Annotated in this window: 24 protein-coding genes; 9 read left to right on the top strand and 15 right to left on the bottom strand. The window is 70.8% G+C overall.

Annotation, left to right across the window (positions count from 1 at the left end; all coding sequences use genetic code 11):
- Nucleotides 1–16 precede the first annotated feature (16 nt).
- A complete protein-coding gene (locus AOK03_RS27025; RefSeq protein WP_055567955.1) occupies nucleotides 17–979 on the bottom strand; it encodes a S41 family peptidase in 963 nt (320 codons plus the stop codon).
- A gap of 58 nt (nucleotides 980–1,037) precedes the next feature.
- Between AOK03_RS27025 and AOK03_RS27020 the strand changes: the two genes are divergently transcribed.
- Both AOK03_RS27020 and AOK03_RS27015 read left to right on the top strand, forming a co-directional pair.
- Entirely contained in the window at nucleotides 1,038–1,586 is a 549-nt protein-coding gene (locus AOK03_RS27020; RefSeq protein ID WP_055567954.1) for an ArsR/SmtB family transcription factor, read from the top strand.
- Nucleotides 1,587–1,595: 9 nt separating this feature from the next.
- Nucleotides 1,596–2,093 (top strand): GNAT family N-acetyltransferase, encoded by a 498-nt coding sequence (locus AOK03_RS27015; protein WP_055567953.1) that lies wholly within the window; start codon nucleotides 1,596–1,598, stop codon nucleotides 2,091–2,093.
- Nucleotides 2,094–2,115: 22 nt separating this feature from the next.
- Here AOK03_RS27015 and AOK03_RS27010 read toward each other — a convergent pair whose 3' ends face one another.
- On the bottom strand, nucleotides 2,116–2,949 hold the full coding sequence (locus AOK03_RS27010) for a hypothetical protein (protein ID WP_055567952.1): 834 nt from the start codon (nucleotides 2,947–2,949) through the stop codon (nucleotides 2,116–2,118).
- A gap of 152 nt (nucleotides 2,950–3,101) precedes the next feature.
- Here AOK03_RS27010 and AOK03_RS27005 point away from each other — a divergent pair, with 152 nt between their 5' ends.
- A complete protein-coding gene (locus tag AOK03_RS27005) occupies nucleotides 3,102–3,836 on the top strand; it encodes a class I SAM-dependent methyltransferase (RefSeq protein ID WP_055567951.1) in 735 nt (244 codons plus the stop codon).
- Here AOK03_RS27005 and AOK03_RS27000 read toward each other — a convergent pair whose 3' ends face one another.
- Together AOK03_RS27000 and AOK03_RS26995 are read right to left on the bottom strand one after the other, a co-directional pair.
- Nucleotides 3,837–4,313, bottom strand: coding sequence for a VOC family protein (locus AOK03_RS27000; protein WP_055567950.1), 477 nt, complete (start codon nucleotides 4,311–4,313; stop codon nucleotides 3,837–3,839). It abuts the gene before it with no gap.
- A gap of 116 nt (nucleotides 4,314–4,429) precedes the next feature.
- Complete coding sequence (locus tag AOK03_RS26995; RefSeq protein WP_055567966.1) at nucleotides 4,430–5,212, bottom strand: arylamine N-acetyltransferase family protein; 783 nt, start codon at nucleotides 5,210–5,212, stop codon at nucleotides 4,430–4,432.
- A 369-nt stretch (nucleotides 5,213–5,581) separates the two neighbouring features.
- Here AOK03_RS26995 and AOK03_RS26990 point away from each other — a divergent pair, with 369 nt between their 5' ends.
- A complete protein-coding gene (locus AOK03_RS26990; RefSeq protein WP_055567949.1) occupies nucleotides 5,582–6,739 on the top strand; it encodes an epoxide hydrolase family protein in 1,158 nt (385 codons plus the stop codon).
- A 27-nt stretch (nucleotides 6,740–6,766) separates the two neighbouring features.
- Here AOK03_RS26990 and AOK03_RS26985 read toward each other — a convergent pair whose 3' ends face one another.
- Nucleotides 6,767–8,863, bottom strand: coding sequence for a M6 family metalloprotease domain-containing protein (locus AOK03_RS26985; protein ID WP_055567948.1), 2,097 nt, complete (start codon nucleotides 8,861–8,863; stop codon nucleotides 6,767–6,769).
- Between the two features lie 269 nt (nucleotides 8,864–9,132).
- Between AOK03_RS26985 and AOK03_RS26980 the strand changes: the two genes are divergently transcribed.
- Complete coding sequence (locus tag AOK03_RS26980) at nucleotides 9,133–10,551, top strand: tetratricopeptide repeat protein (RefSeq protein ID WP_055567947.1); 1,419 nt, start codon at nucleotides 9,133–9,135, stop codon at nucleotides 10,549–10,551.
- Nucleotides 10,552–10,938: 387 nt separating this feature from the next.
- Complete coding sequence (locus AOK03_RS26975) at nucleotides 10,939–13,158, top strand: MMPL family transporter (protein ID WP_055567946.1); 2,220 nt, start codon at nucleotides 10,939–10,941, stop codon at nucleotides 13,156–13,158.
- Between the two features lie 88 nt (nucleotides 13,159–13,246).
- On the opposite strand, the gene AOK03_RS26970 is transcribed toward AOK03_RS26975, so the two are convergent.
- Nucleotides 13,247–14,242 (bottom strand): DUF3048 domain-containing protein, encoded by a 996-nt coding sequence (locus AOK03_RS26970; RefSeq protein WP_107098117.1) that lies wholly within the window; start codon nucleotides 14,240–14,242, stop codon nucleotides 13,247–13,249.
- A gap of 205 nt (nucleotides 14,243–14,447) precedes the next feature.
- Between AOK03_RS26970 and AOK03_RS26965 the strand changes: the two genes are divergently transcribed.
- Both AOK03_RS26965 and AOK03_RS26960 read left to right on the top strand, forming a co-directional pair.
- Entirely contained in the window at nucleotides 14,448–15,224 is a 777-nt protein-coding gene (locus AOK03_RS26965) for a PTS sugar transporter subunit IIAB (RefSeq protein ID WP_055567965.1), read from the top strand.
- Between the two features lie 75 nt (nucleotides 15,225–15,299).
- The gene (locus AOK03_RS26960) at nucleotides 15,300–16,874 is read left to right on the top strand and encodes a PTS ascorbate transporter subunit IIC (protein ID WP_055567944.1); all 1,575 of its coding nucleotides are present in this window, start codon (nucleotides 15,300–15,302) and stop codon (nucleotides 16,872–16,874) included.
- 72 nt (nucleotides 16,875–16,946) lie between these two features.
- Here the strand turns inward: AOK03_RS26960 and AOK03_RS26955 are convergent, their stop codons facing one another.
- From AOK03_RS26955 to cynR, 9 genes are all read right to left on the bottom strand, one after another.
- Nucleotides 16,947–17,696: a dienelactone hydrolase family protein gene (locus AOK03_RS26955; protein WP_055567943.1), complete on the bottom strand. Its 750-nt coding sequence runs from the start codon at nucleotides 17,694–17,696 to the stop codon at nucleotides 16,947–16,949.
- 84 nt (nucleotides 17,697–17,780) lie between these two features.
- Nucleotides 17,781–18,617, bottom strand: a complete 837-nt coding sequence (locus tag AOK03_RS26950; protein ID WP_055567964.1) for an endo alpha-1,4 polygalactosaminidase — start codon at nucleotides 18,615–18,617, stop codon at nucleotides 17,781–17,783.
- Nucleotides 18,618–18,775: 158 nt separating this feature from the next.
- Complete coding sequence (locus AOK03_RS26945) at nucleotides 18,776–19,657, bottom strand: SGNH/GDSL hydrolase family protein (protein ID WP_055567942.1); 882 nt, start codon at nucleotides 19,655–19,657, stop codon at nucleotides 18,776–18,778.
- Between the two features lie 234 nt (nucleotides 19,658–19,891).
- Complete coding sequence (locus AOK03_RS26940; RefSeq protein WP_055567941.1) at nucleotides 19,892–20,383, bottom strand: hemerythrin domain-containing protein; 492 nt, start codon at nucleotides 20,381–20,383, stop codon at nucleotides 19,892–19,894.
- A gap of 56 nt (nucleotides 20,384–20,439) precedes the next feature.
- Nucleotides 20,440–20,820 carry a VOC family protein gene (locus tag AOK03_RS26935; RefSeq protein WP_055567940.1) on the bottom strand — a complete coding sequence of 127 codons (381 nt, stop codon included), beginning with the start codon at nucleotides 20,818–20,820 and terminating at the stop codon, nucleotides 20,440–20,442.
- A 115-nt stretch (nucleotides 20,821–20,935) separates the two neighbouring features.
- Nucleotides 20,936–21,091, bottom strand: a complete 156-nt coding sequence (locus AOK03_RS43230) for a DUF6131 family protein (RefSeq protein WP_167355647.1) — start codon at nucleotides 21,089–21,091, stop codon at nucleotides 20,936–20,938.
- A gap of 82 nt (nucleotides 21,092–21,173) precedes the next feature.
- Nucleotides 21,174–21,521 (bottom strand): PRC-barrel domain-containing protein, encoded by a 348-nt coding sequence (locus tag AOK03_RS26930; protein WP_055567939.1) that lies wholly within the window; start codon nucleotides 21,519–21,521, stop codon nucleotides 21,174–21,176.
- 240 nt (nucleotides 21,522–21,761) lie between these two features.
- Nucleotides 21,762–22,277 carry a lytic polysaccharide monooxygenase auxiliary activity family 9 protein gene (locus tag AOK03_RS26925; RefSeq protein ID WP_055567938.1) on the bottom strand — a complete coding sequence of 172 codons (516 nt, stop codon included), beginning with the start codon at nucleotides 22,275–22,277 and terminating at the stop codon, nucleotides 21,762–21,764.
- A gap of 97 nt (nucleotides 22,278–22,374) precedes the next feature.
- Nucleotides 22,375–23,295, bottom strand: coding sequence for a transcriptional regulator CynR (gene cynR, locus AOK03_RS26920; RefSeq protein WP_055567937.1), 921 nt, complete (start codon nucleotides 23,293–23,295; stop codon nucleotides 22,375–22,377).
- 136 nt (nucleotides 23,296–23,431) lie between these two features.
- On the opposite strand from cynR, the gene AOK03_RS26915 reads away from it, so the two are divergent.
- Complete coding sequence (locus AOK03_RS26915) at nucleotides 23,432–24,031, top strand: carbonic anhydrase (protein WP_055567936.1); 600 nt, start codon at nucleotides 23,432–23,434, stop codon at nucleotides 24,029–24,031.
- Nucleotides 24,032–24,089 lie beyond the last annotated feature (58 nt).

Raw genomic sequence — 24,089 nt, 5'->3', positions numbered from 1 at the left:
CACGGCGGTCGAGCGGTCAGTCCGAAGTCCGCTGAACCGGGTCGACCGCCTCGGGGCGAGGCTCGCCGGGCTGTCCGTCGAGCCTCGCCCGGGCCAGTGCGCGGGCCCGGTCGAGTGCGTCGTCGGCGGCGCAGGGCACGTCGGGGCGTACGCCCGTGCCTTCCCAGTTGGTGCCCGAGACGGGGTTGATGGACCGGCCCACCGGGATGGTCGCCTCCAGATGCGGATGCACCGTCCAGCCGTCGCGCGGGTGCGCCCCGCCGCCCGTCGTCTCCCCGACCACGACGGCGCGGCCCAGTTGCTGCAGGTCGTAGGCGAGTTCCTCGGCCGCCGAGAAGGTGCGGCCGCTCGTCAGGACGTAGAGCGGCTTGGTGCCGCCGAAGCGTGCGCCAGGAACGTGCGCGGGACTCCAGGACTGTTCGAGGCGCTCGCCGTCGCGCCAGTACATGGAGTTGAGGTGGGTGCGCCCGGCCAGCAGGTGGCCGCAGACGAAGGCGACCGTGTCGGGGTCCCCGCCGGTGTTGGCGCGCAGATCGAGGATGAGGGCGTCGGCGGGGGCGACCAGGGAGAGCGCGGCGCCCAGCGGCTCGGCGGACCACGACAGCGGGAACAGGGCCGGGGTCAGTTCGAGCAGCGCGACGCGGCCGCCGAGCAGCTCCACGCGGGGCGCGCCGCCCAGCGAGGAGTCGAACTTCGCACGCATGGCCGCCAGGGCGGCCGCGCCCTGCTCCGGAGGTACCGGATCGGCGTGGTGCTTGAGGCGCAGGTGCAGGTCACCGTTGAGGGACTGGAGGTCCGCGGTGACCAGGCGTGCCAGGTCGGCGGGGTCCTCGACGTCGTACGCGCCGTCGGCGGTGCGGCGCCGCAGCAGGGCGGCGAGCGGTTCGGCGACCTCGGGGAACACATAGTGATCCAGGAGGAGTTGGGCGGTCGCCTCGACGACGGGGGCGACGCTGAGCTGCTGTTCGGTTGTGGTCATGGCAGGGGAGTAGAGCAGCACTCTTCCCAAAGCGTCAAGAAGATTGGACACTTGACGCATGCCCGAGCAGCATCAGCAGTCCCCGCCGCACCCGGTCGTCGCGATCGAGTCACCGGAGCAGCACGCCGCGCTGGCGCACCCCTTGCGCCAGCGCCTGCTCTTCGCGCTGGGCCACCGGCCCGCCACCATCAGCCAGCTGGCGGCTCAGTTGAGCACCGGCAAGGGCAATGTGGCCCACCATCTGAAGGTGCTGCGCACCGCCGGACTGGTCCATGTCGCCGAGACCCGCAAGGTCAGGGGCGGCACCGAGCAGTACTACCAGCGGGTGGCCGAGCGCATGGACGTCGCCGAGCCGCGGGCCGAGGGGACGGCCGCGATGCTCGGGGCCGTGGCCCAGGAGCTGGGGAGGTCCGAGCGGACGACCCTGTCCCTGCGCCATGTGCGCCTCAGTCCCGACAAGGCACGCGAACTCGGCGAGACGCTCGCCCGGTTGGTCGACGAGACCGAGGAGGACACGGAGGACCAGCCGGTGCACGGCGTGCTGGTGGCGCTGTACGAGCAGGTGCAACCGCAGCCCGGTGCGCGAGCGGGCGGGCACGCTCCTTAAGGTTCCTCCATGCCCGCCCTCCCGACGCCCCCCGAGCTCCAGCTGCTGCGTGCCGACCACGCGCCCGCGCTGCGCGCCTTCGAGGAGGCCAACCGCGCCTACTTCGCCGCCTCCGTTCCGGATCGCGGAGACGCCTACTTCCGCGACTTCGACGTACGGCACCGCGCCCTCCTGGACGAGCAGGCCACGGGTGCCTGCTTCTTCCACGTCCTGGTGGACGGCGACGGCGAGATCCTCGGGCGGGTCAATCTGGTCGACGTCGCGGACGGCAGCGCCGAGCTCGGCTACCGGATCGCGGAGAAGGCCGCGGGCCGGGGCCTGGCCACATGGGCCGTACGGGAGATCCGCGCCCTCGCCGTCACCGCGTACGGCCTGACCGGACTGCGTGCCGGAACGACGCTCGACAACCCGGGCTCACGGACCGTGCTCGCGCGGGCCGGTTTCGTGCCCGTCGGGGACATCCACCTCGACGGACGCCCGGGGACCGGCTACTCCCTGGCGCTCTGACGCCCGCCTCGCGCGGCCGGGGTCACTCCGTGCGCGGCCGCGACTCGTGCAGCCGCGTGTGGTACCGGCCCTCCGACTCGTACCCCGTGGGATCCTCGCCCGCCAGAATCACCTGCCGGACGGCGTCACGACGCTCCTCGGGGCTGGTGAAGAGCCGCTGCGTGTACGTCCGCGAAGCGTCCGTCACGGTGTCGAGACCGTGCGCCGCGAGCGTGTCGGTGATGCGTCCGTAGGGCACCGACCGCAAGACGAACGCGCTGACCCAGACCGGCAGTCGTGCACAGTCGAGCAGCGCGTCGAAGGTGCGGTGCGAGATGTAGCCGATGCCTCCGGTGACCGTGATCAGTCCGGTGCGGCCCATCGCGCGGCAGAGCTCCTGGCTGGGCGGATGCCGCTCCAGGTTCTCCGCATACGCCTCGTCGAGCAGGCCCGCGTCCAGGGCGTAGCGGGTGGCGTTCGCCGCCATGTCCAGGCCGATGACCGGGGTGGCGTCGGCACGCCGCCGCGAGGCGTAGAACTCCTTGTCGCGCGCGACCAGTTCGTGCGGCGTGAGCGCGGCGGCCTCGTCGCCGGTGTAGTGCGCGTACAGGTCGGCGAGCGTCAGGTCGTGGTTGAGCAGCGCCGCGTTGATGCCGTACGAGCAGCACAGGTCGAGGACCGTGACGGGTCCCTCGTGGCCGAGCAGCCGGGCGCGCAGGTCGCGGGTGCGGCGGAAAACCGCCTGGGCGTGCTGCGGGATCTCGTACTCGTAGGGTGCCAGTGTCCGGAAGTAGGCGCGAGGGTCCGGTTGGTCGTAGATGTCGTCGAACCGGGTCTTGCCCGATGAGGTATTCGTCCTGTGCCGGTCAGTGGTCATGGGGGACCTCCGGGAGCGAGGAGAGTGTCTGGGGCAGACGTGAAGCTCTACCCGACCCCTGCCGCCTGCCGATAGACCTCGTGGCGGTATCCGGCCACGGCACCGCCCCGCCGTGGACCCGTTCCACCGCCCCGCTGACTACCCTGGAGCCGATGTTCTCCTCCCAGGGTCCCACGCTGCGCGAACTCGCCGTTCAGGCGTTCTCGTCCACCGAGCACGGGTACGACCTGCTCGCCCCGAAGTTCGACCGCACGCCTTTCCGCACGCCTGGCCGATTCCTGACGTCGACGGCCGACGCGCTGCGCCCCCTCGGCCCCTTCGACGCGGGGCTCGACGTGTGCTGCGGAACCGGCGCGGGCGTCGGCACGCTGCTGTCGCTGTGCCGGGAGCGCGTGACCGGGGTGGACTTCAGCGCGGGCATGCTGGCCGCCGCGGCGGAAGCGGTGCCACGGGGCGGCGGCCAGGACGGGCCCGCGGTCGAGTGGGTGCGGGCCGACGCCCGCGCCCTCCCGTTCTCCGGGGGCTTCGATCTGGCCGTCAGCTTCGGAGCATTCGGACACTTCCTGCCCGCCGAGCGGCCCGCCCTCTTCGCCGGTGTCCACCGGGCGCTGCGCCCCGGCGGTCTCTTCGCGTTCCCGATCGGCGCCCCGCAGTCCTTCGCGTCGCCCTGGTACTGGGCGCTCCTCGGCTTCGACGGCGTGATGCGCGCACGGAACCTCCTGTGGCGCCCGCCGTTCGTCATGTACTACCGGACCTTCCCGCTCGGCGGAGTCCGCGAGGACCTCGCGGACGCGGGCTTCGACGTGCGGCTCCTGCCCCTGGAGGAGTTCGGCCGGCGCCCCGACGGCAGCCCCCGCTGGCGGCTGGTGGTGGCCAGGAAGGCGTAGCTACGCCGTGCCGTCGGCCGCCGCCCGCAGCGCGGCCACGTCCAGCTTCTTCATGCCGAGCATCGCCTGCATGGCGCGCTGCGCCCGCTCGGGGTCCGGATCGGTGAGGAGCTCGTCGAGCACGGTGGGCACGACCTGCCAGGACAGGCCGTACTTGTCCTTCAGCCACCCGCAGGGCCCCTCCTCGCCGCCTTCGGAGAGCTTCGTCCAGTAGTGGTCGACCTCGGTCTGGTCGGCGCAGTGGATCTGGAAGGAGACGGCCTCGTTGAAGGTGAAGTCCGGCCCGCCGTTGAGCGCCGTGAAGCGCCGCCCGTCGAGCACGAACTCCACGGTCAGAACGGTGCCCGCCGGGCGCGGGGCGCCTTCGCCGTAGTACGAGACGCTCGTGATCTCCGAGTTCGGGAAGACCGAGACGTAGAACTTCGCTGCCTCCTCGCCCTGCAGGTCGAACCAGAGACTGGGGGTGATCGTGGGCATGGTGCTCTCCTGTCGGGTACGCGGGCGGTCCGGTCCGCCCTTCCTGTCCGTCTATGTGGACCGTCGCACCGCCGGGAACTCATCGCCACGCGGCGAGCGGGTCGTCTCGCCCGCGGTCAGCCGTTCTCCCGTACGTGCGGCTCCCGCTCCAGTCCGATGCCGAAGTGCCGGTCGTACGCGTCGAGCACCTCCGCCTCCGTGGTCAGCTCGGTGGTCTCCCGTTCGCCGTCCACGGTCGTCGTCAGCGTGCGTCCGCTCAGGGTGACGCGACCGTTCCCGGTGAGCCGGGAGCAGACCAGCGACCGCGTGAAGTGCGACTCGGGCGAGGTGCGGTGGTACCAGGCGCCGGCCTTGAAATCGGCCAGCGCGCGCGGGCGCGGGTCGACCAGGTACTGCGGCTTGCCGTCCTTGACGACGTCGAGGTCGCCGTCCGTGGTCGCCGTGATGCGGAACGTGCCCCCCGGGTCGGTCTGCTCACCGCGGTCGGCGTAGGCGAGCGGCAGCTCGCTGTGGGCGCCGAAGCCGACGTCGGCCAGCCAGTCCCCGCCGTCCTCCGTGCGCACGCGCAGCGCGAGGTGGTCGAACGGGATGCCGAGCTCCGCGGCGTCGTCGTACACCCGCGCCTGCAGCAGCGTGACGTCGAAGCCGAGGGCCCGCAGGAGCGCGGCGAAGGCGCCGTTGAGCTCGTAGCAGAAGCCGCCCCTGCGGGCGTCCACGACCTTGCTCACCAGAGCCTTGTCGGTGAGCTCGATGTCCTCGCCGAGGTGGATCGAGAGGTTCTCGAAGGGGACGCTGCGCACATGCGCCAGATGCAGCTCGTGCAGGGCCCGCGTGGTGGGGGCGGCGGGGCGCGCGGCGCCGATGTGCCGCAGGTAGGCGTCGATCTGTTCCGTGTCCATGAGCACCAGTGTGGTCGGCGCGCTGCGCTCCGACCACGGGCCCCGGACGGCGCCGACACCGTCCGTGGTCCTAGGACTCCAGGACCACGTCAAATGCCGGGTGACGCACGGCAGTACGTGTGTAGGATCACCGACGACGCACGCGCCGCACCCGGCGCGGCGCGACACGCGAGACGCAAGGAGGCGAGCCCGATGACCGCGCGGCACAGCACGCAGCACCCCGTCCGGGCCCTCCTGACCGCAGCCCGCGTCCGCAGCCTCGTCTGACGTCCGACACTTCACGTCGTACGGCACGGGCTCGACGCCACCGCCAGGAGCGCCCTCCGCGACCGACCGTCGCGCCCTCCTGAGCAAAGGAACCGCTCCACCGTGAACGCCACACCCTTCCGGGTCTCCGTCCCGGACGACGTCCTCGACGACCTGCACACACGCCTGCGCCGCACTCTCTTCACCGCGGCCTCCGACCCCACCTACTGGGCGGCAGGCACCGACCCCGGCTTTCTGAGCGAGCTCGTCTCCTACTGGGCGGACGGCTTCGACTGGCGCGCCGCCGAGGTCGCGCTCAACGCCTTCCCGCACCGCGTCGCCGAGGTCGCGGGTTCCCGCGTGCACTTCGTGCACCTGCGCGGGGCTCGGCCCGAGGGCGCCCCCGCCCCGCTGCCGCTGATCCTGACCCACGGCTGGCCGAGCAGTTATGTGGAGATGCTGTCCGTCGCGCGGCGGCTCGCCGATCCGGGCAGCCACGGCGGCGACCCCGCCGACGCGTTCGACGTCGTCGTGCCCTCCCTGCCCGGCTTCCTCCACTCAGAGCTGCCCCGGGGACCGTTCACCCGGCGCGGCGTCGCGGGGATCTGGCACGAGCTGATGACACGTACCCTCGGCTACCAGCGCTTCGGCGCCTTCGGCGGCGACATCGGGGGAGGTGTGACCCAGTGGCTCGGCGCCCTGTACCCCGAAGACGTCGCCGGTGTGCACATCACGTCCGCGGTGGTCTCCGCGGACTTCGACGCGCAGCCGCCGACCGCCGAGGAGCAGGCCTACCTCGACCACCTGGCCGCGTTCGACGCCGACGACCAGGGCTACAGCGAGATCATGTGCACCCGGCCCGACACGCTCGCCGCCGCGCTGCGGGACTCCCCGGCCGGTCTGCTCGCCTGGATCATCGACAAGTACCGCGACTGGAGCGACTGTGACGGCGACCTGGCGGCTCGGTGGGACAAGGACACCCTGCTGACCGTCGCCACCCTCTACTGGGCCACCGGCAGCATCGGCTCGTCCTTCCGGCAGTACTACGACTACGTACGGCACAACACTCCCGTGCCGCCCGTCACCGTGCCCGGCGCCGTCACCTTGAGCCACGAACCGGCGTCCGCGCACTACCCGAAGAGCCTCACCGAGCGCGTCTTCAAGGATCTGCGCCACTGGAGCACCCCGCGCAACGGCGGTCACTTCATGGCACACGAGGAGCCCGAGCAGGTCGCACGCGAACTGCGCGAGTTCTTCCGCCCCTTGCGGCCCGCGGGCTGACGGCGGAAGAACTCGCGAGGTCCTCCGTCAGCGGCCGCCCTTCTTCGAGAGGGTGCAGGTGGCCGTGGCCGCCTTGTGCGGGTCGCTCACGGAGCGGGCCGTCAGGCTGAGTCGGCCCTTCGAGTGGGCGTTCGCCGTCGCGGAGACGGCGACGTCCACGTCGACCGTGGCGCCCGCCCTGGCGGTGGCCAGCTCGCTGGGCAGCCAGGCGGACCAGCCGCGGCCCGAGGCCTTGGCGGAGAGCCGGTAGACGTCGGAGTCGAGGTAACGGGCGGCGTCCTCGGGGTGCTCGCCCGGCGGATCGGCCAGCGCGCGGCCGGTGTTGGTCAGCGGGAACGTGCAGGTCGCCCGGTTCTTCACGGGGCTGCCGGTCGCCTCGCCGCGGTCCAGCGCGGTCCCGCGGCGCTGCGGGCCCGCGCCGTCCAGCGACTTGACGGCGATGGTGTACGACAGCACGCCCGAGCGGCCGCGACGGATGTCGCTGACGTAGAAGTGCAGACGGTTGGCGCGGTCGACGTACTCGTAGGAGCTGCCGGAGTCCGTTCCGGCGTGGAAGAGCGCGTCGCTGAGCTGGCGGTAGTCGCCCATGGTGATCTTCTGTTGGGTGCCGTCGGGGCGCGTGAAGTCCACCATGCCGATGTCCTCGGGGTGGGCGTCGACCACCCAGGCGAACGGGGCGCGGTCCTGGTTCTTGGTCTTGGTGATCAGGACGCCGTTGTCCGGGGTGAAGGAGTCCATGCCCATGCGGTCCACGACCTCGACCGTGTAATTCTGGTAGCCGCCGCCGTCGCACAGCGGGTCGGTGGCGCGGTCGCAGGCGGGGGAGAGGTCGCGGGACATGGCGATGTTGACGCCGGACAGGCCCGTCGCGCCGGGCGGCGCGGAGCGGGCGGTGACCTTGGCGACGACCACCCCGGAGTCCTTGAGCGCGTCGCGGTCCAGGCGCAGCACGTTCTTCTCGTCCACGATGCCGAGCTTCAGCTTGTCGCGCAGGATGTGCTGGGAGCCCATCGAGCCGCCCTCGGTGGCCGGGATCTTCCAGCGGGTGTGCGGCCCGCCGGGGCCGTTGAACGAACCCCGCGAGAGCATGCTCCAGATGCCGGTGTAGGCACGGCTCAGGGGCTTGCCGTAGGGGTTGTTGTAGTTGTCGCCGATGCCCAGGATGTGGCTGAGCTCATGGGCGTACACCCCCATGCCCGAGCTCTCTGCCTGGGTGGACGAGCCGGTGACGGCGTTCGGCCAGATGCGGGCCGCGGCCTGCCAGGAGGTCCACGGAACGTAGCGGGTGGTGGCGGCGTTGCCGCCGGAGGACATGGGGGTCGGCGGTCCCCAGGCGCCCGGCACCTGTCCCTCCGAGCCGAACTTCATCTGGCCGAACTCCTGCCAGGTGGAGGACTCGTCCTGCCCCGCGGTGAGGAAGAAGACGAAGTCGTACTCGGCCGCCTCGGCCTCGCCGACCTCGGCGATCCAGGCCGCTCTGCCGTTGGCGCGGATGTCCTTGCCGCACGTGCTGTCGACGGGACAGGCGCCGGGGTTCATGCCGGGCTCAATGCCGTACTGGAACGACTTGAACGGCATGCGGTACACGCCGAAGGCCTTCAGGTCGACGCCGACGCGGCCGCCGGAGTCCTCCATCCAGTACTCGTTGATGGTGTGGCCGCGGTTGAGCTCGCCGGGTTTGTTGAGGAAGTCCTCGTAGAACTGCGGGAGCCGGGTGCGCGGGACGTCGGCCGCGGTGGTCTGGGGGTTGCCGAACACGGTCGAGCCGGCCGGGCGGCTGACGGTGAACTCCTCGTCGGGGTAGTCGAGGAGCACCAGCGCGCCCTTGAAGGTCCGGTCGGTGGGCTCCAGGCCGGGGTTCGCCCAGTCCGTGCCGGGCACGGAGCGGTACTCGCTCCAGGTCATGTCATCGGGATTGCGCCAGTTCTGCGGGTCGATGGGTCTCACGAGAGACGGGCGGTCGCGGCCGGCCGGGCCGGTCTCGTCGGGTGTCGCCCGGGCCGTTCCCATGGCGGCGGCCGCCAGGGCGGCGAGGGCGGTGACGACGACGGTGGCGCGACGGGCCGGGCGGCGCCGCCGAGGGATGGCGGGTCCACGCGAGGGGCGTCTGTGACGGAGGAACATGGCTCACCTCATGCCTCTTGCCGAAAGAACAGGGACAAGTGCGTGACAAGCCGTTCGGGTGGTGCGTCAAACGTTCGAGTGGTGCGTCAACCGCTGCCAAGGTAGGCCGCCCGAAGCGGTGATGCCAGAGTGCCGATAAGTCGCCCCCGTGACGGGTCGGCCCCGATCGTGGGGCGTCAAGTGCGCCCGGGGCGGGAAGGATTGGTTCCCTGTCGCTCAGCGGACCGCCCACCGGGCCGCTCAGCGCCTCCCCGCGGAAGGAACCGACCATGGCAGGCGACCGGCACGGTCACCCGATGTCCCGCACCGGCCCGGAGGCCGTCGCCTCCTACGAACAGGCGCTGGAACACCTGCTGTTCTTCCGCGCCGACGTGGCCGACGCGTCCCGGCAGGTGCTCGCCGCCGCGCCGCGCTCGGTCATGGGCCACGTCCTCGCCGCCCACCTGGGCCTGCTCGGCACGGAGGAGAAGGAGGCCGCCGACGCCCGCAACGCGTTCGAACGGTTCAAGGAGCACGTGCACCGGGGCGAGATGACACCGCGCGAGCGCATGCACGTCGCGGCCGCCACCTCCTGGCTGCGGGGCGACATCCATCAGGCGGGCCGGGTGCTCGGCGAGATCTCCGTGGAGTATCCGCACGACGTGCTCGCGCTGGCCGTCGGCCACCAGATCGACTTCTTCACCGGCAACGCGGCGCGGCTGCGGGACCGAATCGGCGGCGCGCTGTCCGCCTGGGACGCCGCGGACCCGCTCTACGGCCCCGTCCTCGGCATGTACGCCTTCGGGCTGGAGGAGTCGGGCCACTACGAGCAGGCGCGCGAGGCGGGTCTGGAGGCCGTCGAGCGCCGTCCGCGCGACGTGTGGGGCATCCATGCCGTGGTGCACACCTACGAGATGCAGGGGCGGTTCGGTGACGGCATCCGCTTCCTCGACGCCCGAGCCGCGGACTGGGCGACGGGCAACTACCTGAACGTGCACAACTGGTGGCACTACTGCCTCTACGCCCTGGAGGCGGGCGACGTCCCGCGCGTACTGGAGATCTACGACGCCGCCCTGCACCACGCGGGATCGACGGGCGCGGCGATGGAACTCCTGGACGCCGCAGCCCTGTTGTGGCGGTTGGAGCTGGCCGGGCAGGACGCGGGGGACCGGTGGCAGCGGCTCGCCGACGCCTGGGCCGCCCGCCACGACGGCGCTTACTACGCCTTCAATGACGTGCACGCGGTGATGGCGTACACCGGCGCTGGGCGCACCGCCGAGGCCGAGCGCCTGGTGCGCGAGCGGGAGCGCTATGTCGCGGGCAGCGGGGCGGGCGTGTCCAACCACGCCATGACCGCGGACATCGGGCTGCCCGTATGCCGCGCGCTGATCGCCTTCGGACAGCACCACTACGACCGGACCGTGGACCTGCTGATCCCCGTGCGGCACCGCCTGGGGGAGTACGGCGGGAGCCATGCGCAGCGGGACGCCGTGCACAAGACCCTGCTGGAGGCCGCCCTGCGAGCGGGCCGCCACGAGCTGGCCCGCACCCTGCTGAGCGAGCGCATCAACCTGCGGCCCGTCTGTCCGTACAACTGGCTGGCCCAGGCCCGTCTCGCCGACGATCTGGGGGAGGGCGCGCGGGCCGCGACGGCCCGCGCCAGGGCCGACGAACAGGCGGCCGAGGGCGTGGCGGCCCTCAAGCGTTGAGGCGCGGGACGGTGGTTACGGCGAAATCCGGCCAACGGCTGTATCCGGCTCCTGGCGGCGCAGATGCGTGTGTGGTGCAGACATGTGGGCCGAGCTGCGGCGAGGCGCAAGGGGAGTCGATGGTTCCGCGCCAATGATGAAGAAACTGTTGACACGTGACTGCACCCTGTGGCCTAGAAAGGGAGATCCGCTCTCCTCCCATGGGATGACACTTCGCGTGACGCAGTACAGCGACCGTGGGCCGATAGTCCGGCTCGCAGGCGGACTTGTTCCCCTCGAACGGCAGTGAGGATGGAGGGGAAATCCTGCTGGACCCCCTGACGTGCGGAGATCGCACAGGCAGAGGGTCTTCCCTGCCTGCCGAACCCGACGGGAGTCCCCTTCGCCGTGGCTACGTTCCTGTACAAACTAGGCCGCCTCGCCTTCCGGCGACGCCGCTACGTGGCGCTGCTGTGGGTGGTGGCGCTCGCGGGCGCCATCTTCGCCTCGTCGGCCGCCCCTTCCCCGCCCGAAGACTCCTTCTCGATGCCGGGCACGGAGTCCCAGAAGGCCTTCGACCGCCTGGAGAAGAACTTCCCCGACGCCAGCGCCGACGGAGCCAGCGCCCGTGTCGTGATCCGCGCCCCCAAGGGCGAGAAGCTCACGGAGGGGCAGCCCAAGAGTGAGGTCGACCGGCTCGTCGACTCCATAGGCAAGGGCCCGCAGGTGTCGAGCGTCGACGACCCCTACGCGGCCAAGTCCATCAGCAAGGACGGCACCACCGCGTACGCGTCGGTCACCTACAAGGTGCCCGCCACCGAGCTCACCGACGAGGCCAGGGACGCGCTGACCAAGTCGACCGACACCACCCGCGACGCGGGCTTCACGGTCGAGACCGGCGGCGACGCCGTCATGGCCGAGCAGGAGATGGGCGGCAGCGCCGAACTCATCGGCATCGCCATCTCCGCGGTCGTCCTGATCATCACCTTTGGTTCCATGGTCGCCGCGGGCATGCCGCTGCTGACCGCGATCATCGGTGTCGGCATCGGCATCTCCGGCATCGCGGCGCTCGGCAGCGTCCTCGACCTCTCCGCCACGACCTCCACGCTCGCGATGATGATCGGCCTCGCCGTCGGCATCGACTACGCCCTCTTCATCGTCTCCCGCTACCGGGCGGAGATAGCCGAGGGCCGCGAACCGGAGGAGGCCGCGGGCCGGGCGACCGGAACCGCGGGATCCGCCGTGGTCTTCGCCGGTCTCACCGTCGTCGTCGCCCTGTCGGGCCTCTCCATCGTCAACATCCCGATCCTCACCAAGATGGGTCTCGCCGCGGCGGCCACCGTCGTGATCGCCGTCCTCATCGCGCTCACCATGATCCCCGCGCTGCTCGGCTTCGCGGGCCGCAAGGTGCTGCGCCGCAAGGACCGCAAGAAGTCCGCGAGCGAGCTGCTCGACCCGAACGCCAAGCCGAAGCTCGGCACCCGCTGGGCCCGCTTCGTGCTGCGCCACCCGCTCTCCGTGCTCCTGGTGGCGGTCCTCGGCCTCGGTGCCGTGGCCGTACCCGCGGCGAGCCTGGAGCTCGGCCTGCCCGACGAGGGCACGTCGGCGCCGGACACCACCCAGCGCAAGGCGTACGACATGCTGTCCGAGTCCTTCGGCGCTGGCTTCAACGGCCCGCTGATGGTCACGGTCAGCAAGGACTCCGACGTGGCGGGCGCGGCCAAGACCGTCGGGGACTCGCTCGCCAAGGTGGACGGGGTCGCCGCCGTGACGCCCGCCCAGGCCAACAAGGCCGGCGACACCGCGATCCTGAACGTCATCCCCAAGACCGGCCCGAGCGACCACGAGACCGAGGAACTGGTCAAGTCGATCCGCTCGACCGCCGACGGCATCGGTGCCGACACCGGCTCCGAGATCCTGGTCACCGGCCAGACCGCGATGACCATCGACTTCTCGCAGACCCTGGACGACGCGCTCCTGCCCTACCTGGGCCTGGTCGTCGGACTCGCCTTCCTGCTCCTGATGCTGGTGTTCCGCTCGGTCCTGGTCCCGCTCAAGGCGGCGCTCGGCTTCCTGCTCTCGGTGGCCGCCGCGCTCGGCGCCGTGGTCGCGGTCTTCCAGTGGGGCTGGCTCGCCGACATCGTGGGCGTCGACCAGCCTGGCCCGATCATGAGCATGATGCCGATCTTCATGATCGGTGTGGTCTTCGGCCTTGCGATGGACTACGAGGTCTTCCTCGTGACGCGGATGCGCGAGGCGTACGTCCACGGGGCGCGCCCGGGCGAGTCGGTCGTGACCGGCTTCACCCACGGCGGCCGGGTCGTGGCCGCGGCCGCGATCATCATGATCAGCGTCTTCTCCGGCTTCATCATGGAGAACGACGACATGATCAAGATGATGGGCTTCGGTCTGGCGATCGCAGTCCTCTTCGACGCCTTCGTCGTCCGCATGGCCATCGTGCCCGCCGTCCTCGCGCTGCTCGGCAAGTCCGCCTGGTGGCTGCCGCGCTGGCTGGACAAGGCGCTGCCGAACGTGGACGTGGAGGGCGAGAAGCTCCACAAGAATCTCGGCGACACCGGGACGCCGGACGCCGAGACGGACCGGGAACTGGCCCCTGTGGGCCGGTGACACACCGCGGTCCTCGCTGAGCGGGCCGGTCGGGACACCCCTGAAGTGGGGGGAGTGCCCCGACCGGCCCGCTCGGTCATTGCCGGGGTCAGCGACGGTCCGCGTAGACCATCCAGACCTGGCCGGGGGCGAAGGGCATCGGCTGCCCGTTCGGCCGGGTGAAGGTGGTGCCGCCGGTGGCAGCGGAACGCTCCCAGCGCGTCGGGTAGCGCTTGCCGTTCCGCAGCACCAGCGCCTTGCCGCGGCCGACCGTCTCGATGTACGGCGTCACCGCGCCGTTGACGTCCTTGAAGCGCGACGGACGCATGTTCACGTACTGGATCACGATGGTGCGGGCACCGAGCTGCTTGCCCGACGTGCTGAGGGCCGGGGCCCCGTCGAAGGACGCCAGCCAGCGGCCCTGCCGCGGCGACCAGCGGAAGGTGTGGCTGGCCGAGGCGTAGCGGACGGTCCTTGCCGCGGTGGGGGCACCGCCCCGAGGAGCCGGGCCGAAGCGGAAGCCGATGTCGGCCGGGCGGTCGGCCCGCGGCGCCGAGCGCAGCACGGCCTTCGGCCGGACGAAGAGGTTGTGCGGGGCGGGGCGTCCGCTGTGCCGGAAGTACGCGCCGGGCACACGGCCGTGCGGGCGGGCGTACAGCGGGGAGTCCCGGAGCACCTTCTGGAGCGCCCTGCGCACCCCGGAGTAGGCGAGGGCGGGCCGCCCGAACTGACGCAGGAGCTCGATGTCCGACTCACGGGCGCTGCGCACCGGTCCGACGGCGTTCGGGAGTCTGCTGGAGTACACGCCCATCAGGCGGCTCATCCCGCCCTCGACCTTCTCCACGTACACGATGTCCGCCCGGTCGAGACCGGTGTGCGGCCGGGCCCGGCGCGCGTTGTCGAACTTCACGGCGAGGACCGGGTTCTGCCGTGCGGACTGCCCGGTGAAGGGCGAGGTGATCCGGGGCGCGGGGGCGTCCTCGGAGGCGGGCGCGCTGGCGTAGGAGGGTGCGCCCACGGTGAGCGAGGCCGTGGCTACCAACGCGAGCACTTTCGCGCCGATCCGGGTGCGGCGGGTGGCCCGGACTGTCGTTGCTGCCTTCAAGGCGTCTCCATTCGTGGCGGTGCGGCAGCCGCAGAGTTCGTGGCGGTGCGGCAGCCGCAGATGTACCTCCCGCAGTGGTGGGGCCAATCACCCCTGGGCCATCCACCCTCGCCAGGTCACTCTTTCCGGGGGCGCCCCAGCGTGGCTCCGCCCCGAACGGCGCCGCGGACGTGCCGGGCCGCGCACGTCGGAGAGAATCATGGGCATGGCAGCGCTGAGCGAGATCCTCCCCGTGGAAGCCGTGCTCCTCGACGTACCGGCGGCCGACTGGCGCGAGGCCGTCCGGCGGGCCGGTGACCTGATGGTCGCGACGGGCGCCGCCACGGACACGTACACCGCGGAGATGATCGAGAACGTCCAGGAGAACGGGCCCTACATCGTCATCGCGCCCGGCCTTGCGTTCGCACATGCCCGGCCCTCGCCGGCCGTCCTGCGCACCGGCATGTCCTGGGTGCGGCTCGCGGCCCCCGTCGAGTTCGGCCACGAGGCGAACGATCCCGTCGAGCTGGTCGTCGGCCTCGCCGCGCGGGACGCCTCCGAACACACCGCCGCGATGGGCGCGCTCGCCCGGCTGCTCGCCGACCCCGACACGGCACGCGCCCTGCGCGAGGCGCCCACCCCGCAGGACGTGCACGCCGTCCTCGGCGGCGGGGGAGTGCCCGCGGAACCGCGCAAGGAGGCCGCGCGCGGCAGCGACCTGCACAAGATCCTGACCGTGTGCGGAAACGGCGTCGGCACCAGCCTGTTCCTCAAGCAGACCGTCGAGGGAGTCCTGGACCGCTGGGGATGGGACAGATACGTCACCGTCGAGGCGACGGACACCATTTCGGCCAAGGGCAAGGCGAACGAGGCCGTCGCCATCCTCACCTCACGGGAGATCGCCAGGACCCTCGGCGACGTGGGCGTCCCGGTGAAGGTCGTCGAGGACTTCACCAGCGCGACGGAGGCCGACCGGGTGCTCAGGGACACCTACGACGTCTGACCGGGGCCCGGGCGACCCCAGAGCCCCCCGAGGCCGCCCGACAGATCCGCGACCGGGCAAGGAGAAGGAACCACCATGGACTGGCTCGTGTCGACCGCCGAGTTTCTCGTCAACGAGATCCTCAGCCAACCCGCCTACCTCATCGGCCTCATCACGGCCGCGGGCCTCATCGCGCTGAAGAAGCCCGCCGGGCAGATCGTCGGCGGAGCCATCAAGGCGACGCTCGGCTTCCTGCTGATCGGGGCGGGCGCCACCCTCGTCGTCGGCGCCCTCGCCCCGCTCGGCGAGATGATCCAGGGCTCCACCGGGGCGCACGGCGTGATCCCCACCAACGAGGCGATCGTCGGCATCGCCCAGGAACAGTACGGCGCCCGGGTCGCCTGGCTGATGATCCTGGGCTTCGCCATCAGCCTGCTCCTCGCCCGCTTCACCCCACTGCGGTACGTCTTCCTGACAGGCCATCACATGCTGTTCATGGCCACCCTGCTGACGATGGTCCTGGCCATCGCGGGCCAGTCGTCCTGGGGCGTGGTCGTCGTCGGCGGTGTTCTGCTCGGCATCCTGCTGGTCTCCATGCCCGCCTTCGCGCACCCCTGGACCAAGCGCGTCACCGGCAACGACAGCGTCGCGATCGGGCACTTCGGCACGGCCGGGTACGTCGCGGCGGGCGCGACGGGGCAGCTGGTGGGCCGCCGCAGCCGCAGCACCGAGGAGATGAACCTCCCCGAAGGGCTGCGCTTCCTGCGCGACTCCATGGTCGCGACCGCCCTGTCCATGGTGCTGATCTACCTGATCATGTCGCTGGTCTTCCTCGGCAAGGTGGGCAAGGAGGAGGCGTTCAAGGCCTTCGGCGAGAACGGCGCGGCGGGCGCGAGCGACGTCGGCGACTACGTCATGCAGTCCGTCATGCAGGGCCTGAAGTTCGGCATCGCCGTCGCCGTGATCCTCTTCGGCGTCCGGACGATCCTCGGTGAACTCGTCCCGGCCTTCCAGGGCATCGCGCGCAAACTGGTGCCCGGCGCGGTGCCCTCCCTCGACGCGCCCATCGTCTTCCCCTACGCGCAGAACGCCGTCCTCATCGGCTTCATCTCCAGCTTCGTCGGCGGGCTCGTCAGCCTCGGCCTGCTCGCCTGGATCTTCCACCCGGCCTTCGGGCTCGCCCTCGTCCTGCCCGGCCTGGTCCCGCACTTCTTCACCGGCGGCGCGGCCGGCGTCTACGGCAACGCGACCGGCGGCCGCCGTGGCGCGGCCCTCGGCGCCTTCGTCAACGGCGTCCTCATCACCTTCCTGCCCGCACTGCTCCTGAAGGTCCTCGGCGCCTTCGGGGAGGAGAACACCACCTTCGGAGACGCCGACTTCGGCTGGTTCGGCACACTCGTCGGCTATGCGGCCAAGACGGGGGAGACCGGCGGGGTCATCCTGATGCTGCTGATCGGCCTGGCCGTCCTCACCGGCGCGATCGTCGTCCAGAAGCGTGTCGTGGAGACCGGCTGGGACCCCGGCGCCCGCCGCGACGCACTGCTGCCGCCGGACCGGGCCCGCGCCACCGAGCACGCCCCGGCGGCCACGGGACCCTCCGTCGCGTACGCGAAGATCGCACCCCCGCGCGGAGCACCGAAGCCGCCCCCGCCGCCGGACGCCCGGGCCTGAGGTCCCGGGCCCCGCTTCCGCGCCCCCTTCTTCCAGCCTCGCCGGGGTGCGGCCCGCACCGGCCGTGGGAGCTCAGCTCTTGCCGAGGGTGCGGTCGAGCAGCGGGAGGAGCCGCTCCCAGTGGCGCCGCAGCCCGGCGGGGTCGAAGGCGTCGGTGTCGGACATGGTGAAACCGTGGGCGGTGCCGGTGTACGTCTCGATGGTGTGTGCGACCCCTGCCGCGTCGAAGGCCTGGCCGAGCTCATTGATCGCCTCGGGCGTCAGGTCTCCCTCGGCGAGGCCGAGGTGGACCTCGGCGGTGAGCTCGTGGGCGAGGCGGTGCGGGCTGTCGGGCGCCTCGGTGACCAGGAAGCCGGGGTGGAATCCGGCGACGGCGGCCACCAGACCCGGGTGGGCCGTGGCGGTGCGCATCGCGAGGGCGGCGCCCAGGCAGTAGCCGATCGCGGCGACCGGCCCCGCGCCGACCTCGGGCCGGTCGGTGAGGAACCGGAGGTAGGCGTCGGCGTCGCGCAGGATGCGCTCGGTGGTGTGCGCCTCGACCAGGGGCATCGCCTGGGCGAAGACCGCGGGTCGCTCCTCCGCGCCTATGTGCCCGGGGAGTTCGAGCACGGGCGCCGGGCCGTGCCGGTAGTAGAGGTTGGGGACGAGTACGTAGTACCCGTGCCCGGCGAGCTCACGGGCCTTCTGCTCCAATTCGGGCCGCAGGCCGAACGCGTCCGGGTACAGCAGCACTCCGGGATGCCGCTCGCCGTCCTCGGGGAAGGCGGCGAAGGCGTCGGCCCGGCCGTCCGCGGTGGGAATCTGCAGAGTCGTGGTGGACAAGGAATTCCTTCCGTTCGACGGAGAGCTCCGCGCCGAGCGGGCCCTCCGGCTGGATATACGAGCCGTGTGCATCGGCCGCGCACGTCAGCAGTGCCGATACACGTGCCCGTCCTCACCGGCGGGCCGGACGTCGCGGTCGCGCAGGGTGATGGACAGCTTCTTGCCCCAGGCGCGGCAGGCGGTGTCGAAGTCCTTCGTCACGTACTCGATGTCGAAGACCTTCCCGTCGTACGCCTCCGCGAAGTCGGGGCACTCCTTGTAGCGGGCGCACTCCTCGGTCACCGCGAAGTCGAAGCCGATGCGCTCGCGCCGGTCCAGGAGGTCCGTGGTGTTCTTCTGCGCGATGGCCAGGCCCTGGCTGTGCGCGCGCCGTGCGAGGAGCCGGGCGAAGGCGGCCGCGTCGTCCGTGGTGAGCAGGTCGTCGGAGCGCTCGTAGGAGTCGAGGTTGTCGGGCTCCACGGCGTCGAATCCGGCGTCCGCGCAGCCGTCGATCCACTCTCCGACGATCTCGGCGAGCGCCTCGCGCTTCTTCTGGGTGGAGATGTCGAGCAGCGGCTCCTCCCAGTCCTCGTCGACGACCGTCCGCTCCTCGTCGTCGCGCAGGAGGAGATCGTCGTGCTCGCGTTCCCACCAGCGCGTCGCCTTCTTGCCGGGCTGGGCCTGGAAGGCGTTGACGTAGCAGATGTTGTAGAGGCCGGGGGCGGGGTCGGCGGTACGGTCGCGCGAGACGGCGCGTACCTTCGCCGGAGGCGCGTAAGGGCCGCCCAGCTGATAGTCGAACTTCGCGTCGACGGGCGGCTGCCGGACGTCACCCGCACCGGATGCGGTGGAGGTGCCGGACCCGGCGGAGTCGCCGGGCCCGGCGGTCGAGCATCCGACGAGGAGTGCCAGCAGCAGCGTGCCGCCCAGTCCGGCCCGCAGGGCCCGGCCCCTCGGAGCGTCGCCGGTCGGCCGCGCCGAAGGGGTTTCATCGGTCCGCGCAGAGCGGTTCTTGCTGGTACGCCACTTGATCCCGTTCACCCGACAAGGATCGCAGCCCCTGTGCGCGGACCGTGCGGCGGGCGGCCGTGCCGGGGAGGTCAGGACAGGTTCAAGGCCTTGGCCGTCTGCTCGGCCATCCCCGCCTCACCGAGGGCGTTGGGATGCACGGGGACGAAGTTGGTGCCGAAGAGGACCGGCTCGATCCACCGTTGGCCCACCGGGCGGCAGGCATCGTGCGCGTCGGACGCGGCGGCCATGTCGACGAACGTCGTGCCGGTCTCCGCGGCGGCCTGCTGCGCGGCACCGTTCAAGTGCGCCTGCAGGTCGCGGAGGTAGGGCACGTCCCCGTCGGCGATGGGCATCTTGACGAAACAGCCGGGCTCGGCCTTCGCGGGGGTGATCCACGGGTAGCCGAGGATCGCGATCTTCGCCTTCGGCGACTTCGCCTTGATCTGGCTCAGCGAGTTCTTGATCGCCGGGTACGTCGTCGAGTCGATCTGGTCCTTGAACTTGCTGCCGTAGAGGTCCTTGCAGGGGCTGCCCTTGCCGCCCGAGACGATGCCCGCGCTGCCGCAGGCGAGGATCGCGTTGATGAACGTGCTGTTGTCGTTGCCGCCGATGGTGAGCGTCACCAGCTCCGTGTCGCTCTTCAGCGCGTCGAACTGCGGGGCGACCCCGGGGTACTGGGACGTGGTGAAGTGCTTCGTCTGCGCGCCGCCGCAGGTCACGTCGGTGAGGCGGGCGCCGAGCGAGGCGGCGAGGAGATGCGGGTAGTTCAGCGACGTACGGGCGCACAGGAGGGGCGCCCCTGGGTCGAGGGGCAGCACACCCGACCCGGCGCTGTAGCTGTCGCCGAGGGCGACGTAGCGCAACGGATCCCCGGCGTCGGGAGCGGCGGCGGCGGGCCCAGCGCCGAGGCCTAGAGCGGCGACTCCGGTGACGGCTGCCACGGCTGCCACCGTGCGATGCGGTCTGGGCATACGCATGAGGGTTCTCCTCCGGGCGAGGGGTGTGGGGGGTGGGGCTCGTGCAACGTAGTTCACGATCTTGCAGCTCACTACGTGTGCGCATGCGTATCCCGGGCCGGAGTCTTGGCACTTGGGTGACAAGCCGCGCAGACGGCCCCGTGGGGATGGGGCCGTCTGCGCGGATGCGGCGCTTGTACGTGGCGCCTCAGACGCTTGTATGTGGTGTCTCAGAGCAGTGTCGGGGCGTCAGGCCTTGAGGATGCGGCGGATGTTGTCGGCGTTCCCGCAGCGTGCCGACAACTGCTTCTCGCGCTCTTCGAGGAAGGCGGAGCCGAGCTCCTCGCGCCGATCCATGGCGACGTTCGCTCGGGCGCCGTTGAGGATGGTGCGCTCCTCCTCGTCCGTGTGGTGGGTGATGGCCTCGACGAGCTTCTCCAGTTTCTCGTCCCACTCGTCCGAGCCGACGTCCGCGACCTCCAGCAGCCCGAGGAGTGCCCTGTTGCCCTCCTCGTGCTCCTCCTCGCCGTGCTCGATCTCCTCGTCGTCGATGTTCTTGAACCGGTGGAGTGCCGGGTACACCTTCGCCTCCTCGGCCAGGGCGTGTGCGATGAGCAGGTCGGCGAACTCGCCGAGCGCGGCTGCACGGTCGGCCTCCACGCTGCGCATCTTGCGGAAGAGGTCCTCCATCGTCCGATGGTCCTGAAGGATCAGTTCGACGACGTCCTGCGCTGGGGGCATGGGGTCTGCCTTCCTGAGGTCTGGGTCCTGAAGTCCGTGGTTCCCGAGGCCCGAGGTCACACGGGCTGCACCCGTCGGTGTAGGAGGCAGAACTCGTTGCCCTCGGGGTCCGAGAGAACGTGCCAGCTCTCGGTGCCGGTCTGGCCGACGTCCGCGGTGGTGGCGCCGAGGGCGAGCAGCCTCTTCAACTCGGCGTCCTGGTCGCGGTCGGTGGCGTTGACGTCGATGTGGAGCCGGAGTTTGCCGTTGCGGGGGTCCTGGGTGGGGCCGATGACGAGGGTGGGTTGTGGGCCGCCCGCGCCGCTCGCGGGGCCGATCTCGATGCTGCCGTCGTCTTCCCTCCCCAGCTCGATGTAGTCGAGGACCTCGCGCCAGAAGGCGGCCAGCCGTTCGGGGTCGGCCGCGTCGATGACCAGTTCAGTGATTCGGCATGCCATGCCCGGCACCCTATGTCGGCACCGGGGGCGGCAGGGGTTGTTTTTCCCGGAGTCCGCGGGGCAGATGTGGGAAGGGGCCCGGGCAGTAGCCCGGGCCCCTTCCCACATTTACCCGTCACCAATAGTGCTTTCGGCCGCCCACCGCGTGTCCTGCTGCGCCGAGGACCCACAGAACCGCACCGATGACGAGGAGCGCTACGCCAATGGTCGTGAGGATGGAAATGCCGGCCAGCAGACCGATGACGAGCAGAATGAGACCGAGTGCGATCATGGATCCTCCAACTCTCGGAAGGTCGCCGAAACTATCGGCGACCTTCGGAAACTCCCGGAACGATTAAGGTGCCGCAGTCCGCTCAGTGGCCAGATCCGTAATACCCGCCGAGCTGGTCGCGGTAGGCCGGGTCGCCGAGGTGCTTTTCCTTGTCGAACTCGGGCGCGTTCTTGATCTGCTCCTTCGTGAGCGAGACCAGGATGCGCCGTTCGTCGTTGTCGATGGCCGTCACGGTGCTGGCAGGGAGCAGCACCTCCTTGCCGAAGATCCACACGCCGGTGTCGACCACGATGTACTGCTGGGCGACCTCGTTGGAGTACTTGTCGACCTTTCCGATATGGCCGTCCGCCGCTTCGACCTTGTAACCCGTGAGGTCGGCGTCGGGGCCATGACCGGCAGTCGGGACGTAGCTCCACATGTTGTCGTTCATTCAGGACTCCTAGATCGATACCTGTAAAGCAGGATGATTAATATCGTCGGAGGGAGTCGCAATGATCAACCGCTCCTGCACTCCGGGTGTCCTGTCGAAGCGTCGCCAAACACATGAAGCGGAGATAAAAAAAGCCCGTCCCGCCGGACCGATCACGGTCCGGCGGAACGGGCGAGGTGGCAAATGTGGGGGGCCACCTCAGGGATCCCTCAAGGATCCATTCGGCTGACGTGAATCTCCTCAGCCTTTGATGTTCACGTCGATACAGGCGTAGAACGCGTTCGCGGTGTCCGCGATGTTCCACACGGCGAGAACCTTCTGCTTCCCGGTGAGCCCGCCGAAGTCGACCTTGTGGGTGACGGTCTCGCCCGGCTGGGCGCCGCCGTCGTCGACCTCGGCGATCTTGTTGCCGCCGACGAAGTACTGCCAGGTGCTGGTGCTGTGACGTGCCGTCAGCTTCCAGCTGAACTCCTGGGAGGAGCCGACGTCGGTCGTCTGCCAGCCCTTGCTGTCGTCGTCGAGCTCGGCGAACCGGTCATTGCCGCCGCTGCAGGTCGTCTGGCCCTTCGGGCCCTCGACGCTCTGCGGCTCGTGGGTGATCTCGCCGCACGCCACGGTTCCGGCCGCGCACTGTGCCTGTCGGCTCGGGGGCGAGTTGACGTAGCCGTGGGCTCCGGCCGGGGAGACCGTGGTCAGGACCAGTACGGGCGCGAAGCCCGCGCCGATGACCGCTGCCAGTTTCCGCTTCGAATGCATCTCTGCTCCCTCTGGGCATGGGGGGATGAGGGGGAAGAGGCAACCGGGCGCCTCGGTCGACTCATTGGCCTAGACCTTACTGATTGTCGGGTCTCCGTCAACCCTTCAACTGATGTTCCCGGGTCGGAAGTTGCGTCTGGGACCACTCGTGGGCCAACCCGGTGAAGGCCCGGGCGGCGGCGCTCCGGTAGCCGCTCTCGCGGTGCAGCAGCGTGACCGTGCGCGCGGGCAGAGCGGGGTCGAGCGGGACGGTGTGCAGGCCGGGGCGGTCGCGGGTGAGGGCGTCGGGCAGGACCGTGGCCAGCGGGGAGTGGCGGACGATCTCGGTGAGGGCGTTGATCGAGGTCGCTTCCACGGCGACGTCCGGCCGTACCGCGTGCCGTGAGAAGTGGGCGTCGATGTGCACGCGCGTCGCGAAGTCACCGCTGAGCAGCGCGAGTCGGACCGCGGCGAGTTCCCCGAGGGAGAGCGGTTCGGTGCGCCCGGCGAGCGGGTGGAGGTCGCCCACCACGAGGCTGAGGCTCTCGGTGAACAGGTCCGCGGCGGACAGGCCCGGCAGGTGTGCGCCCTGGAAGGCGATGCCGAGGTCGAGTTCGTCGGCGAGGAGGGCCGGCTCGATCCGCTCCTGGGGAAGCTCCCGCAGATACAGGGAGATCCCGGGGTGGCGGGCGTGGAGCAGGGCGGTGAGCGGGCCGACGAGGTAGGCGGTGAACGTGGGCGTCACGGCCAGCCGGAGGGCGCCGCGGGACAGGTCCGTCACGTCGTGCACGGCGCGTTCGGCCGCCGCGAGGTCCTGCAGGGCGCGCCGCGCGTACGGCAGGTAGGCGGCGCCGGCGTCGGTGAGGCGCACCGTTCGGCCGCCGCGGTCCAGGAGCGGGACGCCCACCGCGCGCTCCAGTTGCCGGATCTGCTGGGACAGCGTCGGCTGGGAGATGTGCAGCTCCTCGGCTGCCCGCGTGAAGTTGCCGTGCTCGGCGACGGCGAGCAGGTAGCGCAGGTGACGCAGTTCAGGGGCCATGCCCTCAACTGTAGACCTAGCCATAGATGTCATCGATAGAAGTCATGGACAGCGCGTCTTGGACGCTATAGGTCCAGGTCATGCATGGTGGATTTCGTCAGCCCGACAGGGCGGACCCCTACCGAAGGGAGTGACCATGCGAGACCTCGCGGCGGGAGTGCAACGCTTCCAGCGGGACGTCTTCCCGGCCAAGGCGGAGCTGTTCGCCGATCTGGCCAACCGCCACACACCGGACACGCTGTTCATCGGCTGCTCCGACGCCCGTGTCGTCCCCGAGCTGATCACCCAGCGCGAGCCGGGCGAGTTGTTCGTCATCCGCACCGCGGGCAATCTCGTTCCGGCCCATGCGCCGTACGCCGACGGGATCGCCGCGAGCATCGAGTACGCGGTGGCCGTCCTCGGGGTCACCGACATCGTGGTGTGCGGCCACTCGGCCTGCGGGGCGATGACCGCGCTCGCCGAGCGCCAGGATCTGACCGCTGCACCGGCCGTCGCCGACTGGCTGCGCCACGCGGACGCCGCCCTGGCCCGGACCCCCGACTCCACGATCGGCGGCGAGCGGGTGGCCGCGCTGGTGCGGGACAACGTCCTGGCCCAGCTCGCCCAGCTGGCCACGCACCCCTCGGTGGCCCGGGCCCTGTCCCGGGGCGCGCTCACGCTGCACGGCTGGGTCTACGACATCGCCACGGGCGCCGTCGAGGACGTCACCGCCGTCCCCGCGGTCACCGCGGCCTGAACCACCTCTGAGGCAGGACCCTTCCTGCCCGAACCCCGAACCCCGAACCCCCAACCCC

The sequence above is a fragment of the Streptomyces atriruber genome, from assembly GCF_001418325.1.
GTDB lineage: Bacteria > Actinomycetota > Actinomycetes > Streptomycetales > Streptomycetaceae > Streptomyces > Streptomyces atriruber.
Note: the sequence above shows the minus strand (reverse complement) of the source record. Positions and strands in the feature narration are given on the sequence as shown.

Bases quoted from the DNA above. Each gene is read 5' to 3' on its own strand.
- AOK03_RS27025 (WP_055567955.1), bottom strand. From the start codon at position 979: ATGACCACAACCGAACAGCAGCTCAGCGTCGCCCCCGTCGTCGAGGCG.
- AOK03_RS27020 (WP_055567954.1), top strand. From the start codon at position 1,038: ATGCCCGAGCAGCATCAGCAGTCCCCGCCGCACCCGGTCGTCGCGATC.
- AOK03_RS27015 (WP_055567953.1), top strand. From the start codon at position 1,596: ATGCCCGCCCTCCCGACGCCCCCCGAGCTCCAGCTGCTGCGTGCCGAC.
- AOK03_RS27010 (WP_055567952.1), bottom strand. From the start codon at position 2,949: ATGACCACTGACCGGCACAGGACGAATACCTCATCGGGCAAGACCCGG.
- AOK03_RS27005 (WP_055567951.1), top strand. From the start codon at position 3,102: ATGTTCTCCTCCCAGGGTCCCACGCTGCGCGAACTCGCCGTTCAGGCG.
- AOK03_RS27000 (WP_055567950.1), bottom strand. From the start codon at position 4,313: ATGCCCACGATCACCCCCAGTCTCTGGTTCGACCTGCAGGGCGAGGAG.
- AOK03_RS26995 (WP_055567966.1), bottom strand. From the start codon at position 5,212: ATGGACACGGAACAGATCGACGCCTACCTGCGGCACATCGGCGCCGCG.
- AOK03_RS26985 (WP_055567948.1), bottom strand. From the start codon at position 8,863: ATGTTCCTCCGTCACAGACGCCCCTCGCGTGGACCCGCCATCCCTCGG.
- AOK03_RS26980 (WP_055567947.1), top strand. From the start codon at position 9,133: ATGGCAGGCGACCGGCACGGTCACCCGATGTCCCGCACCGGCCCGGAG.
- AOK03_RS26965 (WP_055567965.1), top strand. From the start codon at position 14,448: ATGGCAGCGCTGAGCGAGATCCTCCCCGTGGAAGCCGTGCTCCTCGAC.
- AOK03_RS26960 (WP_055567944.1), top strand. From the start codon at position 15,300: ATGGACTGGCTCGTGTCGACCGCCGAGTTTCTCGTCAACGAGATCCTC.
- AOK03_RS26945 (WP_055567942.1), bottom strand. From the start codon at position 19,657: ATGCCCAGACCGCATCGCACGGTGGCAGCCGTGGCAGCCGTCACCGGA.
- AOK03_RS26940 (WP_055567941.1), bottom strand. From the start codon at position 20,383: ATGCCCCCAGCGCAGGACGTCGTCGAACTGATCCTTCAGGACCATCGG.
- AOK03_RS26935 (WP_055567940.1), bottom strand. From the start codon at position 20,820: ATGGCATGCCGAATCACTGAACTGGTCATCGACGCGGCCGACCCCGAA.
- AOK03_RS43230 (WP_167355647.1), bottom strand. From the start codon at position 21,091: ATGATCGCACTCGGTCTCATTCTGCTCGTCATCGGTCTGCTGGCCGGC.
- AOK03_RS26930 (WP_055567939.1), bottom strand. From the start codon at position 21,521: ATGAACGACAACATGTGGAGCTACGTCCCGACTGCCGGTCATGGCCCC.
- AOK03_RS26925 (WP_055567938.1), bottom strand. From the start codon at position 22,277: ATGCATTCGAAGCGGAAACTGGCAGCGGTCATCGGCGCGGGCTTCGCG.
- cynR (WP_055567937.1), bottom strand. From the start codon at position 23,295: ATGGCCCCTGAACTGCGTCACCTGCGCTACCTGCTCGCCGTCGCCGAG.
- AOK03_RS26915 (WP_055567936.1), top strand. From the start codon at position 23,432: ATGCGAGACCTCGCGGCGGGAGTGCAACGCTTCCAGCGGGACGTCTTC.